Annotated in this window: 14 protein-coding genes; 6 read left to right on the top strand and 8 right to left on the bottom strand. The window is 62.1% G+C overall.

Going from position 1 to position 16,301, the window contains the following annotated elements:
• Positions 1-318: 318 nt before the first annotated feature.
• Together CXK91_RS19305 and polA are read right to left on the bottom strand one after the other, a co-directional pair.
• The gene (locus CXK91_RS19305; RefSeq protein ID WP_003284174.1) at positions 319-837 is read right to left on the bottom strand and encodes an Hcp family type VI secretion system effector; all 519 of its coding nucleotides are present in this window, start codon (positions 835-837) and stop codon (positions 319-321) included.
• A gap of 550 nt (positions 838-1,387) precedes the next feature.
• Positions 1,388-4,132 carry a DNA polymerase I gene (gene polA, locus CXK91_RS19300; protein ID WP_103457672.1) on the bottom strand — a complete coding sequence of 915 codons (2,745 nt, stop codon included), beginning with the start codon at positions 4,130-4,132 and terminating at the stop codon, positions 1,388-1,390.
• Positions 4,133-4,208: 76 nt separating this feature from the next.
• Between polA and CXK91_RS19295 the strand changes: the two genes are divergently transcribed.
• The 6 genes from CXK91_RS19295 (at position 4,209) to ppnN (ending at position 9,543) form a co-directional block, all read left to right on the top strand.
• Positions 4,209-4,493, top strand: coding sequence for a DUF2782 domain-containing protein (locus tag CXK91_RS19295; protein WP_103457671.1), 285 nt, complete (start codon positions 4,209-4,211; stop codon positions 4,491-4,493).
• A 24-nt stretch (positions 4,494-4,517) separates the two neighbouring features.
• Positions 4,518-5,471 (top strand): homoserine kinase, encoded by a 954-nt coding sequence (locus CXK91_RS19290; protein ID WP_103457670.1) that lies wholly within the window; start codon positions 4,518-4,520, stop codon positions 5,469-5,471.
• A gap of 168 nt (positions 5,472-5,639) precedes the next feature.
• Complete coding sequence (locus tag CXK91_RS19285; RefSeq protein ID WP_103457669.1) at positions 5,640-6,266, top strand: CDP-alcohol phosphatidyltransferase family protein; 627 nt, start codon at positions 5,640-5,642, stop codon at positions 6,264-6,266.
• Between the two features lie 54 nt (positions 6,267-6,320).
• Positions 6,321-6,941, top strand: coding sequence for a lysophospholipid acyltransferase family protein (locus CXK91_RS19280; RefSeq protein ID WP_103457668.1), 621 nt, complete (start codon positions 6,321-6,323; stop codon positions 6,939-6,941).
• Position 6,942: 1 nt separating this feature from the next.
• Positions 6,943-7,875: a phosphatidate cytidylyltransferase gene (locus tag CXK91_RS19275; RefSeq protein WP_103457667.1), complete on the top strand. Its 933-nt coding sequence runs from the start codon at positions 6,943-6,945 to the stop codon at positions 7,873-7,875.
• A gap of 294 nt (positions 7,876-8,169) precedes the next feature.
• On the top strand, positions 8,170-9,543 hold the full coding sequence (ppnN, locus tag CXK91_RS19270; RefSeq protein ID WP_103457666.1) for a nucleotide 5'-monophosphate nucleosidase PpnN: 1,374 nt from the start codon (positions 8,170-8,172) through the stop codon (positions 9,541-9,543).
• A gap of 39 nt (positions 9,544-9,582) precedes the next feature.
• Here the strand turns inward: ppnN and CXK91_RS19265 are convergent, their stop codons facing one another.
• The 6 genes from CXK91_RS19265 to CXK91_RS19240 all read right to left on the bottom strand — a co-directional run bounded on the left by CXK91_RS19265 (position 9,583) and on the right by CXK91_RS19240 (position 16,267).
• Positions 9,583-10,455, bottom strand: coding sequence for a DMT family transporter (locus CXK91_RS19265; RefSeq protein ID WP_103457665.1), 873 nt, complete (start codon positions 10,453-10,455; stop codon positions 9,583-9,585).
• Between the two features lie 362 nt (positions 10,456-10,817).
• On the bottom strand, positions 10,818-11,522 hold the full coding sequence (locus CXK91_RS19260; protein ID WP_103457664.1) for an NrdJb: 705 nt from the start codon (positions 11,520-11,522) through the stop codon (positions 10,818-10,820).
• A 64-nt stretch (positions 11,523-11,586) separates the two neighbouring features.
• Complete coding sequence (locus CXK91_RS19255) at positions 11,587-13,737, bottom strand: adenosylcobalamin-dependent ribonucleoside-diphosphate reductase (RefSeq protein WP_103457663.1); 2,151 nt, start codon at positions 13,735-13,737, stop codon at positions 11,587-11,589.
• 202 nt (positions 13,738-13,939) lie between these two features.
• Entirely contained in the window at positions 13,940-14,095 is a 156-nt protein-coding gene (gene rpmG / locus CXK91_RS19250; protein WP_025243687.1) for a 50S ribosomal protein L33, read from the bottom strand.
• 11 nt (positions 14,096-14,106) lie between these two features.
• Positions 14,107-14,343, bottom strand: a complete 237-nt coding sequence (gene rpmB, locus CXK91_RS19245) for a 50S ribosomal protein L28 (RefSeq protein ID WP_102820383.1) — start codon at positions 14,341-14,343, stop codon at positions 14,107-14,109.
• 298 nt (positions 14,344-14,641) lie between these two features.
• A complete protein-coding gene (locus tag CXK91_RS19240; protein WP_103457662.1) occupies positions 14,642-16,267 on the bottom strand; it encodes an AMP-binding protein in 1,626 nt (541 codons plus the stop codon).
• Between the last annotated feature and the right edge of the window lie 34 nt (positions 16,268-16,301).

Here is a 16,301-nt window from a genome sequence, read left to right as displayed (position 1 = left end):
TTCGCTGACCAGCTCCAGGTCGAAGCGATAGGGTTGGCTGATGGCTTCGCGGCCCCGGAATTCGAGCACCTTGAAGTCGTGCTCGATGCCTTCGAGGGTCAGTGTGAAGTGGGCCTGGTTGGCTGGGGCGAACATCCATGTTCCTCCTGTTCAGTCCATGTATCAGCGCATGGGCGCTTGCGGAGCCTCGATGTAACACAGGCCAGCCGCTCTGGAATGCGCTGTTTCCGCATTCCGCAACGGCAGTACAAGGTTTTGCACAATGCCTCGCAAAAGACTTCGGCCAGGCTCGCCTGGCCGAAGCGGGACCGCGGCTGATCAGCCAGCGATCGGGGTGCGCCAGTCGTCGGAGCCCGACGTGCCGGAGACTTCATGAGTCCAGACGATCTTGCGATAGGTGAAGTAAACGTCTTCCAGATGGGTGAAGTGGGACATGTTCGGGTCCTGGCAGTTGGGCATGCGCGACTGCACGTCGACGATCACCGCATCTTCCAACTCGATGGTGTAGTAGTGCTCCTGAGTGCCAGTCGAGGAAGTTCGGTACCACTCCAGACGGCACTTGTTCAGGCGCTCGCCAGAAGTCAGGGCGTTGAAGATCAGCGGCGACGACTTGTCGAATACCTTGGTAATCATCAGCGGCTTGTGTACGCGCTGGCCGGTCGGTTGGCCGGACTGCGGATCACGCGGGATGATGACCTGGTGCTGGAAAGCCTGCACCAGAATCTGGTCCTCGTGACCTTCCTGGAAAATGTTACCCACCGAGTCCTCGGTGAAGGTACCGGCGGTAATCAGGCCTTGCTTAGTGCCTTCGAGGGACAGGTATGCGGGTGTTGGCATGAGAGCTCTCCTTGCTGGAATCGAAAATGCCTATATGGCAACTCTCCAGTTACAAGGCACATGCCATAAAATTTAACCCTATATATTTCAATCACTTACACAAAAAATCGAAAGAGCGCCGGACCTGTTGAGCGGCTGGTCACAGAAAGCTGCGCAACTCTTGGCACAGGCCTGAGCAAAAAGCTGCGCAGGAGCACTTAGAGCTTTTAGGCATGAGCCTGCCAGGGAACTACCCACAGAGTTATCCACAGAAACGTTGGCAAGATGCTGCGCAGCTGGACAACAGATATCTGCTGCCGCCGGCACTACACCGATTGTTGCCGTGGCTTTCCTGCAGGCAAAAAAAACCTCGAACTTCATTGGGGGAGGGGGAAGTTCGAGGTCCAAATCCGGACCGCTAGGGCGGGGTCCAGAGATCTGCCAACACTTAACACAACAAGGAGCATCGAAGGGCTTTTACACCCTTCGCATGCTCTGACCAAAGAGTTGCAATGGAAGTTCATCGCGTTCAAAAAAAATTGTCGGCTAACGACATTTTTCGGCAGTTCGGTCAGTGTGCTTCGTCCCAGTTGTTGCCAACGCCCGCTTCCACCAGCAGCGGCACATCCAGCTGGGCGGCCTCGCTCATCAACGGGCAGATCTGCGCACGGACCTGCTCGATCAAGTCTTCGCGTACTTCCAGCACCAATTCATCGTGAACCTGCAGGATCACCCGAGCATCCAGCCCACTCTGCTGCAGCCAGCCGTCCACGGCGATCATGGCGCGCTTGATGATGTCCGCCGCAGTGCCCTGCATCGGCGCGTTGATCGCGGTGCGCTCGGCACCCTTGCGCATGGCGCCGTTCTTCGAATTGATCTCCGGCAGATACAGCCGACGGCCGAACAGCGTCTCGACATAGCCCTGCTCCGCCGCCTGGGTACGCGTGCGCTCCATGTAGGCGAGCACGCCGGGATAGCGGGCGAAATAACGGTCGATGTATTCCTGCGCTTCCTTGCGGCCGACGTCGATCTGCTTGGCCAGGCCAAACGCGCTCATGCCGTAGATCAGGCCGAAGTTGATCGCTTTGGCGCTGCGCCGCTGATCGTTGCTGACCTGTTCCAGTGGCACGCCGAAGACTTCGGCGGCGGTGGCTCGATGCACGTCGAGATCGTTCTGAAAGGCGTGCAGCAGACCCGCGTCCTGCGCCAGATGGGCCATGATGCGCAGCTCGATCTGCGAATAGTCGGCTGCCAGCAGCTTGTAGCCCGGCGCGGCGACAAAGGCCTGACGAATGCGCCGCCCCTCGGCGGTGCGGATCGGGATGTTCTGCAGGTTCGGATCCGAGGAAGAAAGCCGGCCGGTGGCAGTCACTGCCTGGTGGTAGCTGGTATGAATACGCCCGGTGCGCGGATTGATCTGCTGCGGCAGCTTGTCGGTATAGGTGCCCTTGAGCTTGCTCAGGGATCGGTGCTGCATGATCACCTTGGGCAATGGGTAGTTTTGCTCGGCCAGGTCGGCCAGCACGTTCTCGGCAGTGGACGGCTGCCCGCCGGCAGTCTTGGACAGCACCGGACAACCCAGCTTTTCATAGAGAATCGCGCCGAGCTGCTTGGGCGAGCCAAGGTTGAATTCCTCACCGGCTATCTCAAAAGCTTCACGCTCGAGTTCGACGAGCTTGTTGCCAATTTCGACGCTCTGCAGGCCAAGCAGATTGGCATCGACCAACGCGCCGCTGCGTTCGATGCGCGCCAGCACCGGCACCAGCGGCATCTCGATCTCGGTCAACACCTTGAGCAGCGACGGCGTTTGCTCCAGCTTGCCGAGCAGGGTCTGGTGCAGGCGCAGGGTCACGTCGGCGTCCTCGGCTGCGTAGGGGCCGGCCTGCTCGATGGCGATCTGGTCGAACGTCAGCTGCTTGGCGCCCTTGCCGGCGATGTCCTCGAAGCGGATGGTGCCGCGGCCGAGGTACTTGAGCGCAAGACTGTCCATGTCGTGGCGCGTGGCGGTGGCGTCGAGCACGTAGGATTCGAGCATGGTGTCGAAGGTCATGCCGCGCATCTCGATGCCGTAGCGCATCAGTACGTTCATGTCGTACTTGCCGTGCTGGCAGACCTTGGTTTTCGCCGGATCTTCCAGCAGCGGCTTGAGTGCGGCGAGCACGGCCTCGAGATCGAGCTGTTGCGGTACGCCCATATAGCTGTGACCGAGCGGCACGTAGGCGGCTTTGCCGACCTCAATGGCAAAGGACACACCGACCAGTTGCGCCTTCTGCGCGTCAATGCTGGTGGTCTCTGTGTCGAAGGCAAAACACTCGGCGGCTTTCAGGTGCTCAAGCCAGTCATCGAACTCGGCCTGCTCGAGGATGGTGGTGTACTCGGCTTCGGCTTGAATGGAGCAGCCTTCGGGCTGCACCTCGCAGTTCTCGCCCGCCGCTTTGGCCTCGCGCAGCAGGTCGTCCAGCCAGTTCTTGAATTCCAGCTCGCGGTACAGCGCGATCAATGCCTCTCGATGCGGCTCGCCGGGCATCAGATCGGTAACTTCGACATCCAGCGCCACATCGAGCTTGATGGTCGCCAGCTCGTAGGACATGAAAGCGGCGTCACGATGCTCGGCGAGTTTTGCGCCCAGCGTCTTGGCTCCCCGGATCGGCAGGCCGGCGACCTGATCGAGGCTCTCGTACAAACCCTTGAGCCCGCCGGGAATACCATTGAGCAGGCCGCAAGCGGTCTTTTCACCGACGCCAGGCACACCGGGAATGTTGTCGACCTTGTCACCCATCAGCGCGAGAAAATCGATGATCAGCTCAGGGCCAACGCCGAACTTGTTCTTCACCCCTTCGATGTCATAAACGCTGCCGGTCATGGTATTGACCAGAGTGACGTGGGGACAGACAAGCTGGGCCATGTCCTTGTCGCCGGTGGAAATCACCACATCGCGGCCCAGCGCTGCGCACTGCCGGGCCAGGGTGCCAATGACGTCGTCGGCCTCGACGCCTTCCACGCACAGGAGCGGCATACCGAGCGCGCGAACGCTGGCATGCAGCGGCTCGACCTGGGAGCGCAGGTCATCCGGCATCGGCGGACGATGAGACTTGTAGTTCTCGAACAGCGCGTCGCGGAAGGTTGGCCCCTTGGCATCGAAAACCACCGCGAACGGGCTGTCCGGGTATTGCCGGCGCAGGCTGAGCAGCATGTTCAGCACGCCCTTGACCGCGCCGGTCGGTTTGCCGGTGGAGGTGGTCAAAGGAGGCAGGGCATGGAAGGCGCGATAGAGGTAGGACGAACCGTCCACCAGGATGAGGGGAGCTTGGCTCATGAGCGGAATCAACCTTTTCGGCGGGCCCGGAGCTAGAATGCCAAGGACCACTTATCGACAAAGGGACAAGGTTACCATGCGCGCTCTCAAACACCTGATGCTGGCCAGCCTGCTGGCGTGCGCTCCCCTGGCCGGCTTCGCCCAGGAATCGGTCGACGGCGAGCCTGACGTAACCATCCGTCAGGAAGGCGACCGCACCGTCGAGGAATATCGCGTCAATGGCTTCCTCTATGCCGTGAAGGTCACGCCCAAACGCGGCAAGCCTTACTTTCTGGTGCGCGCCGATGGCAACGACGGCAACTTCGTCCGTGCCGACCAGCCAGACATGCTGATTCCTTCCTGGAAGATCTTCAGCTGGTAACCCATTAGTCGCTAGGAGCACAGCATGTCGGTATTCACGCCCCTGCAACGCGATGAACTGGAGGCCTTTCTGGCGCCGTACAGACTCGGCCGGCTGCACGACTTCCAGGGCATCGTCGCAGGCAGCGAGAACAGCAATTTCTTCGTCAGCCTCGAACAAGGCGAATACGTACTGACGCTGATCGAGCGTGGTCCGACCCAGGATTTGCCGTTCTTCATCGAGCTGCTCGACGTGCTGCACCGCGCCGGCCTACCGGTGCCCTATGCGCTGCGCAGCGAGCAGGGCGAGGCGCTGCGCAAGCTGGCGGAAAAGCCTGCGCTGCTGCAGCCGCGCCTGCCAGGCAAGCATGTGATGGCGCCCAACCCGCACCACTGCTCCGAGGTCGGCCGGCTGCTGGCGCGTCTGCATCTGGCCACCCGCGAGCACATCCTCGAGCGCGCCAGCGACCGTGGTCTGGACTGGATGCAGGAACAGGGGCCAAGCTTAGCGCTGAGCCTGCCTGACGATCAGCTGCCGTTGTTGCGCGATGGCCTGGCGGAAATCGCCGAGCTGCGGCCGAAACTGCTCGCCCTGCCACGGGCCAACCTGCATGCCGATTTATTCCGCGATAACGTGCTGTTCGAAGGCAGCCACCTGACCGGCGTGATCGACTTCTACAACGCCTGCTCCGGTCCGATGCTCTATGACCTGGCCATCGCCGTGAACGATTGGTGCTCGCACCCCACCGGCGAGATCGACGGCGAGCGCAGTGAGCCGTTGCTGGCGGCCTACTCTGCCCTGCGTCGTTTCACCCCGGCCGAAGCCGAGCTCTGGCAACCGATGCTGCGCGTGGCCTGCGTGCGCTTCTGGCTGTCGCGGCTGATCGCGGCGCAGCGTCACGAAGGCAAGATGGATGTGCAGGTGAAGGACCCGGCCGAGTTTCATCGTCTGCTCAAGGCGCGCCAGCGTCCATCCAGCGCGCTGCCTTTTGCGTTCTAGATCGGCGCCAAGCACAGACCCGCCGCGAAAGCGTTCAACGCCTCGCAAATTTTCCAGCGCAACTTGCGACTGATCCGGCTTTACCCCAAAGTGCCGGCGCATAAGACGCGCACTGGCAACAGCCCGGAACGTGCGGCAGCCCCCCAAAACATCGAAAGGAATCGGTGCGTGCCATCCATCTATCAGCTCAAACCCCGCTTCCAGGCGCTACTGCGTCCGCTGGTTCAGCGTCTCTATGACCGAGGCATCACGGCCAATCAGGTCACAGTGGCGGCACTGGTCGTGTCGCTGGGTGTGGCCATAGCCGTCGCGCTGCTTGTCGAGCACCGCTGGGTATTTCTTCTGATCCCAATGTGGATGCTGCTGCGCATGGCGCTGAACGCCATCGACGGCATGCTGGCCCGCGAGTTCGGTCAACAATCGAAGCTTGGCGCCTACCTCAACGAACTCTGCGACGTAGCCGCCGACGCAGCGCTTTATCTTCCCCTCGCGCTGGTGCTTGGCGTCTGGCCTGCTGCCGTGGTGCTGGTGGTAGTGCTGGCCGCACTGACCGAATACGCCGGCGTGCTCGGCCCGATGGTGGGCGCCTCTCGCCGCTACGACGGCCCAATGGGCAAGAGCGACAGGGCGTTCGCCTTTGGCGTGCTGGCCACTGGAATCGCCCTGGGCCTGTTGCCCTCTGCCTGGGTCAACGGCCTTCTGCTACTGATCGCCGTACTGTCGGTTATCACGTTGAGCAACCGGGTCAGGCAAGGCCTGGCGGAAACCGCGGCGGCGCCAGCCGAAGCGAACTGAATCTGCCCATCTGCCCGCATACCTCTTCCGTCAGAACACCGAGGAACAACTTCCATGCTCGGCTCCCTGCTCGCCTTTGCGATCACTTCCGTCGCACGATTGCTGACCGGTACGCGCAGCCTCTGGATCGGTTGCGCGCCGCTCAGCACGCAACGCATCTACTTCGCCAACCACAGCAGCCATGGTGATTTCGTGCTGCTCTGGGCATCGCTGCCGCCCGCTCTGCGGCGCAGAACTCGACCCGTAGCGGGCGCCGATTACTGGCAGAGCAGTGCGCTGCGCCGCTTCGTCATTCACCGTCTGTTCAATGGTGTGCTGGTGGATCGCGAGCGCAGCGGCCCGGAATCGAATCCGCTGCAACCGATGCTCGACGCCCTGGCTGGCGGCGATTCGCTGATCCTCTTCCCCGAGGGCACACGCAATCTGGAAGAGGGGCTGCTGCCGTTCAAGAGCGGGCTGTACCGCCTGGGCCTGGCGTGCCCAGACGTGGAGCTGGTGCCGGTATGGATCGCCAACCTCAATCGGGTGATGCCAAAGGGTCGCAGCCTGCCGCTGCCTCTACTCTGCAGCGTGAGCTTTGGCGTGCCGATGAGCATCGAGAATGACGAAGGCAAGGACGCGTTTCTCCAGCGCGCCCGCCAGGCTCTGCTGGAACTGGCCCCAAAGGAAGACTGACATGGATCGCAATACCCTGCTGCTGTTCGCCGGTATCGGCGCCCTGCTCGCCCTCGCCTCACTGATCGGCTTCGTGCTCAAACGTCGCAGTGGCGCCGAAGCCAGCCCGGTTATCGACAACCTCAACGCGCGCATCAACGCTTGGTGGGTGATGGTCGCGGTGATCGGCATCGCCTTCTGGCTCGGCCACACCGCGGTGGTGATCCTCTTCTACCTGGTGTCCTTCTTCGCCCTGCGCGAGTTCATGACGCTGACCCCGACGCGGGGCAGTGATTACCCGGCGCTGGTCGCGGCCTTCTATCTCGTCCTGCCACTGCAATATCTACTGGTAGGCATTGGTTGGTACGGCCTTTTCGCCATCTTCATTCCGGTCTACGTCTTTCTGCTGCTACCCATCCTGGCGTCGCTGGGCGGCGATACCACGCGCTTTCTCGAGCGCGCGTCCAAGGTGCAGTGGGGCCTGATGATCGCGGTGTTCTGCGTCTCCCACGTCCCTGCCCTGCTCACGCTGGAGATTGCAGGCTACGAAGGCCGCAACCTGCTGCTGATCGCCTGGCTGATTATCGTCGTGCAGCTCTCCGACGTGTTGCAGTACGTCTGCGGCAAGCTGGCCGGCAAACGCAAGATCGCCCCACGGCTGTCGCCGTCCAAGACCGTCGAAGGCTTCGTTGGCGGTATCTTCCTTGCGACGCTGATCGGCGCGGCGCTGTTCTGGATCACTCCGTTCGCCTGGTGGCAGGCGGCGCTGATGGCGCTGCTGCTGAACCTGCTGGGCTTCTTCGGCGGCCTGGTGATGTCGGCGATCAAGCGCGACCGTGGCGTCAAGGACTGGGGACACATGATCGAAGGCCACGGCGGCATGCTCGATCGGCTCGATTCGGTCTGCTTCGCCGCGCCCATCTTCTTCCATCTGGTGCGCTACGGCTGGACGTGAGCACTTGCAGCCTGAGCGGAAGCGAGGCGGCCCAGAGCGAACCGCCTATTGGCCTTGAGGTCGAAGCTGAACTCCATGACCTACAGGCACCCAGCCGCTGAGCGCTGCAGCGCTTTTTCGCCGAGCGAACGCAGGATCGCTTCCGCTGCTTCGCCAGCGCGTTAAGATGGCGGCACGCTACACGCAGCCGCCGGCGGAGCCTGGCCCGAGCCACACCGCAGACGGCAACTGTCGGCCGTCGTCTCGGTGCACCAGCCTCCTCGATGGTGTTGCCATCGAACTCAGGAATCATCAATGACCCAACGCTATGTAATCAACGCCTCGGTTAGCCCCAAGGGTAGCCTCGAAACCCTCTCGCAACGCGAAGTACAGCAACTGAGCGAAGTCGGCTCGGGCAGCACCCACAAGCTGTTCCGCCAGTGTGCTTTGGCCATTCTCAACACCGGCACGCGCATCGACAACGCCAAGACCATCCTCGAAGCCTATGAAGACTTCGAAGTGCGCATCCTGCAGCAGGATCGCGGTGTACGCCTGGAGCTGTTCAACGCTCCGGCCGATGCCTTTGTGGATGGCGAGATGATTGCCAGCACCCGCGAGATGCTCTTCAGCGCCCTGCGCGACATCGTCTACACCGAAAGCGAGCTGAGCAGCGCGCGCATCGACCTGAGCACCTCACAGGGCATCACCGACTACGTATTCCACCTGTTGCGCAACGCCCGCACCCTGCGCCCCGGAATCGAGCCGAACATGGTGGTGTGCTGGGGCGGCCACTCCATCAGCACCGAGGAGTACAAATACAGCAAGCGCGTCGGCCATGAGCTGGGCCTGCGCAGCCTGGATGTCTGCACCGGTTGCGGCCCAGGCGTAATGAAAGGGCCGATGAAGGGCGCCACCATCGCCCATGCCAAGCAGCGCCGCAACGGCAGCCGGTACCTGGGCTTGACCGAGCCCGGCATCATCGCCGCCGAGGCACCGAACCCGATCGTCAATGAGTTGGTGATCCTGCCCGACATCGAGAAACGTCTGGAGGCCTTCGTCCGCGTCGGTCACGGCATCATCATCTTCCCCGGCGGCGTCGGCACGGCTGAGGAGTTCCTCTACCTGCTCGGCATTCTGTTGCACCCGGCCAATCGTGACGTGCCCTTCCCGGTCATTCTCACCGGCCCGAGCGATGCGGCAGATTATCTGCAGCAGCTGCACGATTTCGTCGGCGCGACCCTTGGCGAGGAAGCCCAGAAGCGCTACCAGATCGTGTTCAACGACCCTACCGAAGTGGCCCGGCAGATGACCGAGGGCCTGCGCGAAGTCCGTCGCTTCCGCCGCGAGCGCAACGATGCCTTCCACTTCAACTGGCTGCTGAAGATCGAGGAAGGCTTCCAGCGGCCGTTCGATCCGACTCACGAGGCCATGGCGAGCCTGCCGCTGCGCCGGGACCTGCCGCCACACGAGCTGGCTGCCAATCTGCGCCGTGCGTTCTCCGGCATCGTCGCCGGCAACGTCAAGGACAAGGGCATCCGCCGCATCGAGCAGTACGGTCGTTACGAAATCCACGGCGATGCGGCAATCATGCAGCCGCTGGACAAGCTGCTGCAGGCCTTCGTCGAACAGCACCGCATGAAGCTGCCCGGCGGCGTGCCCTACACGCCGTGCTACCGCGTGGTCAGCTGAAGCTGCCGAAAGGCCGGGCGGCAACCGCCCGGTCTTTGTTCATCCGCGATGCGGCTGCGGCGCCGCCCTGAACACCAACGCCAACCCCAGCAGAATCGCCCCCATGCCCAGCAATCCGAGGCGCGACAGCTGGTTGCCGAGGAACAGGTAATCCATTCCCACGGTGACCACCGGTACCAGATAGAACAGGCTGGTGACGTTGACCAGATTGCCGGTCTGGATCATGCGATACAGCAACAGCTGCGCGGCCACCGAAATCACCAGCCCCAGCCAGAGCACCGGAACGATGAAGCCAGTTACAGCTTCGAGCTGAATTGGCTGGAACGGCACGAACGCCAGGCACAGCAGCAGGCTTACTCCGTACTGCATCGGCAGCACCTCCACCGGGCTCTGCCGAACACGCTGCTGCAGGATCGCGCCCACGGTCATGCACAACATCGCGCCAAGGGCGAAAAGCATCCCGGCGAGAGAGAAACGTGCCAGCACCAGACTCTGGAAGACCACCGCAGCCAACCCGGCCAGTGCCACCAACAGTCCCAGCAGACGCAACGGCGAGAAGCGCCGTTCAAGAAGCAAGAGGGTGAGGATCGGCTGCACACCGAGCAGCGTCGCGATCACACCCGGCGTCACACCATGGGCCATGGCCTGGAAATAGCAGATCGAGTAACAGCCGATCATCAGCAGCCCGGCGGTCGCAGTCTGCCGACCAGTACCAGGGGCCGGCCGCCAGCGCCGCCGGTAAAGGCCGATCAGCAGAACAGCCCCCAGCGCCAGAGCGAAACGCACGATCAGCAGGGCGAAGGGGGTGCCGTGGTCCAGCCCCCAGCGGGTGAAGATTGCCGCACTGCCCCACAGCAGCACGAACACGGTCATGACGCCGTAGGACGTCCACAACGATTTGTTGAAAGTCATCAGTGATTACCTGTCGAAGCCAAACAGGCTCCAGCGAACGCCGAAACGTGCGCGCACCGACTCAGAAGGATCGGAAGCGAAAACTGGAGCTGCGAAGTGTGGGCGGATCAGCCCAGCGCAACCGCCTGTGGAGGTGGTGGCGCGATTGCCAGGTCGGCAACGACAGATGGAGGTGGAGCGATTGCGCACAGCCGCGCCGCGCCGAGATCGGCTGACTTAACGGGAAACAGGCTGTGGACAACGGGGGACATGGGATTGGAGGCCAGTGTTGTATTGATGACGATGTACTGAAAGCTAGCAGAGCCAGACCCGCCCGGTAAAGCGGGCCTGACAGACGTCACAAAGAAATCAGCGCGCAAGGTTCATCCGCACTTGGAATTGCCGCAGTTCAGGCAGGTGGCGCAGCCATCCATCTGCACTACGGCCTGGGTGTTGCACTTGTTGCACAGCTGCGCGCCGGCCGGAAAGCCTTCGCCCGGCTCGACCGCCACCGCGCCCTGGCTGGCCTCGTAAGCCGCGCGCTTTTCGGCCAGGTACTTGAGCTGCGTTTCGTCCAGCGCATGGCCTTCGAGCATGCCGATGGCGATCAGATGACGCTCCAGCACCGCACCGATCTCGGCCACGATCGATGGCATGTAGACGCCGCCCTTCTTCAGGTAGCCGCCGCGCGGATCGAACACCGCCTTGAGCTCCTCGACGAGGAAGGTGCAGTCGCCACCCTTGCGGAACACCGCAGACATGATGCGGGTCAGCGCCACGATCCACTGGAAATGGTCCATGTTCTTCGAATTGATGAAGATCTCGAACGGCCGACGCTGTTCATGCGGCGTGCCGGCGTTGAGCACGATGTCGTTCACGGTGACGTACAGGGCATGCTCGAACAGCGGCGACTTGATCTTGTAGGTCATGCCGATCAGGGTTTCCGGACGCTGCAGGCTCTCGTCCATTTCCACGACATTAACGGTCTTGCTCGCCTTGCTGTCATTGCTCGCAGCAGCTGCGGGGCGTTCGAGGGTCTCGTCGACGACCTTGAAGCCCTTAATGCGCTGGGTAATCTTTACGGTCATTGTGCAATCTCTCCTGCCGGGCGGCGTCCGCAGCCCAGCGTGCAAACGGTTTGGGCAGGCAGGTTCAGTACTTGCCGTAGTAGCCTTCTTTCAGGGCATCGAACAGGTTGGCGGCGGTATTCACCTCACCGTCGTACTCGACCTCCTGGTTGCCCTTGAGCTCGACCACACTGCCGTCCTCGAGGGTGAAGCGGTAAAGCGTCTTCTCCAAGTCCGATTCCTTGACCAACACGCCCTGGAACGCCGCCGGATTGAAGCGGAAGGTGGTGCAACCCTTGAGCCCCTGACGCCAGGCGTAGCGGTAAATATCCTTGAACGCTTCGAACGGATAATCGGTGGGCACATTGGCAGTCTTGGAGATCGACGAATCGACCCACTTCTGCGCGGCGGCCTGGATATCCACGTGCTGGGTCGGACTGACATCATCGGCGGTGATGAAGTAGTCCGGCAGCTTCTCGCCCGGCTCGTCGGAGCCCGGCTTGGCGCGCTCGTTGATCAGCGTGCGATAGGCCAGCAGCTCGTAGCTGAACACCTCGATCTTCTCCTTGGCCTTGCGGCCCGGACGGATCAGGTTGCGCGAGTAGTGATGAGCGAAGCTCGGCTCGATGCCGTTGGAGGCGTTGTTGGCCAGGCTCAGGCTGATGGTGCCGGTGGGCGCGATGGAGCTGTGGTGGGTGAAGCGCGCGCCCTGCTCGGCCAGCGACTCGATCAGCTCCGGCGCGTACTCGGCGATCTTCTGCATGTACCGCGAATACTTGGCGTGCAGCACGCGGCCGGCGACCTGATCACCGACCTTGTAGCCGTCCTTGGCCATCTCAGGACGCTTGCGCAACATTTCGGCGGTGACCTCGAAGGTCTGGCTCAGCAGCGGTGCCGGACCCTTCTCCTTGGACAGTTCCAGCGCCTGCTCCCAGCCGACCAGTGCCATTTCACGGGCAACTTCTTCGGTGAACACGCAGGCTTCCGGGCTGCCATAGCGCAGTTTGAGCAGCGTCAGCGTCGAGCCGAGGCCAAGGAAGCCCATGCCGTGGCGGCGCTTGCTTTCGATCTCGTGGCGCTGCTGCTCCAGCGGCAAGCCGTTGATCTCCACTACGTTATCGAGCATGCGGGTGAAGACGCGCACCACTTCTCGGTACTTGTCCCAGTCGAAGCGGGCATCGACGCCGAACGGGTCGATGACGAAGTTGGTCAGGTTGATCGAGCCCAGCAGGCACGACCCGTAAGGCGGCAGTGGCTGCTCGCCGCAGGGGTTGGTGGCGCGGATCGCTTCGCACCACCAGTTGTTGTTCAGCTGGTTGACGCGGTCGATCAGGATGAAGCCGGGCTCGGCATAGTCATAGGTGGAGACCATGATCATGTCCCACAGATGCCGCGCCTTGACCCGCCCGTATATCTTGCAGGCCACCAGGCCGTCGTCGCGAACGATGTAGCCGTCATGCACCGGCCACTCGCGCCACAGCACGTGCTCGGCGTCTGCCAGGTCGAGCTCGCCGGCTTCCTTGGCATGCACCGGGAAGATCAGCGGCCATTCACCGTCGGCATCCACCGCCTGCATGAACTCATCGGTAATCAGCAGGCTGAGGTTGAACTGGCGCAGCCGGCCGTCTTCACGCTTGGCGCGGATAAACTCGCGCACGTCCGGATGACCGACATCGAAAGTGCCCATCTGCGCGCCACGGCGACCACCGGCTGAACTGACGGTGAAGCACATCTTGTCGAAGATATCCATGAACGACAGCGGGCCGCTGGTATGTGCGCCAGCCCCGGAGACGAAGGAGCCACGCGGACGTAGAGTGCTGAACTCGTAGCCGATACCGCAGCCGGCCTTGAGCGTCAGGCCGGCCTCGTGGACCTTGCCCAGGATGTCGTCCATCGAGTCGGTGATCGACCCCGAGACGGTGCAGTTGATGGTCGAGGTGGCCGGCTTGTAATCCTGCGCGCCGGCGTTGGAAATGATCCGCCCGGCCGGAATGGCGCCATTGCGCAGCGCCCAGAGGAAGCGCTCGTGCCAGTGCTCGCGCCGCTTGGCCGGCTCGACGTCGGCCAGGGCGCGGGCGACCCGCTGCCAGGTGTCGTCGACACTCTCGTCGATGGGCGTGCCGTCCTTGCTGGTCAGGCGATATTTCTGTGCCCAGATATCTTCGGAAGCCGCCTGCAGGGCGATGCTGGAAGTGCTCTTGGTGTCTGCCGCAATGGGCCCGTCCGTCTTCGCCATGCGCTGCGCATCCTCGTGCCGAAAGTGGGAGAAAAAAGAGCTCGCACGATAGGCGAATTCGACAGGCGCCGTACATGATGCATATCAAAGTAGGCAGAGCGAACGACGACCGGCGAGTGATTGCAAGCCTCGGCAACTTTGCCCATAGCCAGAAACGAAAAAACCCGCCGAGAGGCGGGTTCTTTCTTCAAGGGCCGACCAATTACTTGATCTTGGCTTCCTTGTACATCACGTGCTTGCGTACGACCGGATCGAATTTCTTGATTTCGAGCTTGTCGGGGGTGGTGCGCTTGTTCTTGTCGGTGGTGTAGAAATGGCCGGTACCGGCGCTGGACACCAAACGGATCAGGTCACGCATGATAGTTCTCCTTAAACCTTTTCGCCGCGGGCGCGCAGCTCGGACAGAACGACGTCAATGCCGCGCTTGTCGATGATGCGCATGCCTTTGGCAGTCAGGCGCAGACGGACGAAGCGGTTCTCCGACTCGACCCAGAAGCGGTGATGCTGCAGGTTCGGCAGGAAACGACGACGGGTTTTGTTGTTTGCGTGGGAAACGTTGTTTCCGGTTACCGGACCCTTACCGGTAACTTGACAGACTCTCGACATGGCTCAGCCCTCTAAAACCACATGCCCAACCCGGCATGGGTTGGCCGCTTGAATTCACTTGTCAGTTCGGCGCTCAGCGCCACGTTTCATGGGGGTCTTACCGGTCACGTTGCAAACGAAGATACCGGGCCCCTAGAAAAGAGCGCTGCTTTATATCAGAAACCCCCTAGGGCAACAAGCGCGGATTGATATTTCCGCCCGACTGCCGAAGGCTTGCTGCGCCTAGCCCTGCTGCCGTGGCGGGCTGTGGCCCCTGCCGGTCCGCCCGTCGCCCCGCCAACATATATATAGGTAGCGATCAGCCCAAAGCGGCGCGCGCTTCGTCACGCAGCTGCCGACGCAGCAACTTGCCCACCGCCGTCTTGGGCAATTCATCACGTATCTCGAGAAAGCTCGGCATCTTGTAGCCGGTGAGGTACTGCCGGCAATGCTCGAGCAACGCCTGGTCGTCAACCGCATCGTCCTTGAGGCTGACAAAGACCTTCACCGCCTCGCCCTTGCGCGCATCCGGCACGCCCACCGCCACGCATTCACGCACGGATGGATGCTGCATCAGCACATCCTCGATCTCGTTGGGAAAGACGTTGAAGCCGGACACCAGGATCATGTCCTTCTTGCGATCAACGATCTTCACGAAGCCCTCGACATCCAGCAAGGCGATGTCGCCGGTCTTCAACCAGCCATCGGCGGTGAGCACCTTGGCTGTCTCATCCGGCCGCTGCCAATAGCCCTGCATCACCTGCGGGCCGCGCAGCCACAATTCGCCCGGAGTTTCCGGCGCTACGTCGTTGCCCTCGTCATCCACGGTGCGCAGCTCGGTCTCGATCAGCGCCTGACCGATGTAGCCTTCGCGGTAGGGGCTCAGCTGCGTCCCGGTCGCCACCACCGGCGAGGCCTCGGTCAGGCCGAAACCTTCGCGGATCGGCGCGCCGGTCAGTGCCTGCCAACGGCGCCCTACTTCGCTGTTCAGCGGCGCACCGCCTGAGGTCGCCCACTTCAGATGGGAGAAATCGATGCTGCGAAATTCCGGATGATTCATCAGCCCGACAAACAGCGTGTTGATGCCGCTGAGCAGGCTGAAGGGATAGCGACGCATGGCGCCGATGGTCTCGTCCAGATTGCGCCCGTCGCGGATGAACACGGTGTGCAGGCCCATGCCCACCGAGCTCAGACAGTTCGTGGCAAAGGCCATGATGTGATACAGCGGCAGCGGCGCGATGCGCACGTCTTTTTCCGGCTCCAGCAGGCCCGGCCGGTCAAACAGTTCGATGGTCTGCAATACGTTGGCCAGCAGGTTGCGGTGCGTGAGCATCGCGCCCTTGGACACACCGGTCGTGCCGCCGGTGTATTGCAGCAGCGCCAGCCGGTCGAGGCCTGCCTCGCCTTCCAGCGGCGGACTTTCCGCACCCAGCCGCAGCGCCTGCATAAAGCGCTGCGTTTCAGGCTCCCCGCTTTCGTAGGCAGGCTCCTGCAGATCGTCAACGCTGGTCAGGATGATCTGCTGCAGACCGCTGTCCGCCAGCACCGCGCGCACCAGTGGCAGCAGCCGATCGAGCACAAGGATCGCCTTGGCGCCGGAATCACGGAACTGATGTCCGGCTTCGGCAGCGGTGTACTGCGGATTGGTGTTGACGATCACCAGCCCGGCCTTGAGCGCCCCGAATACGGCGATGGGATACTGCAACGAATTGGGCAGCTGCAGCGCCAGCCGATCACCGGGTTGCAGACCAGCGTGATGCCGCAGGTAGCGGGCGAAGGCGTCAGCCCATGTGGCCAGCTCGGCGTAGTTGAGGCGGTCGTCGCCACAGGAAAATGCCGTGCGCTGCGGATGATTCGCGCAGGCCTGGGCAAGCAGGTCATGAACGTTCTGGTAACCACCACGGGCGAGTTCAGCAGCCACGTAGCCTTGCGCGGAAGCGGACATCGACATTCTCCAAAATGAATTATTGTTTTACTGT

The sequence above is a fragment of the Stutzerimonas stutzeri genome (genome assembly GCF_002909485.1).
Classification (GTDB): Bacteria; Pseudomonadota; Gammaproteobacteria; order Pseudomonadales; family Pseudomonadaceae; genus Stutzerimonas; species Stutzerimonas stutzeri_AH.
The sequence above is the reverse complement of the archived record's forward strand: the minus strand, read 5'-3'. Positions and strand labels throughout refer to the sequence as shown.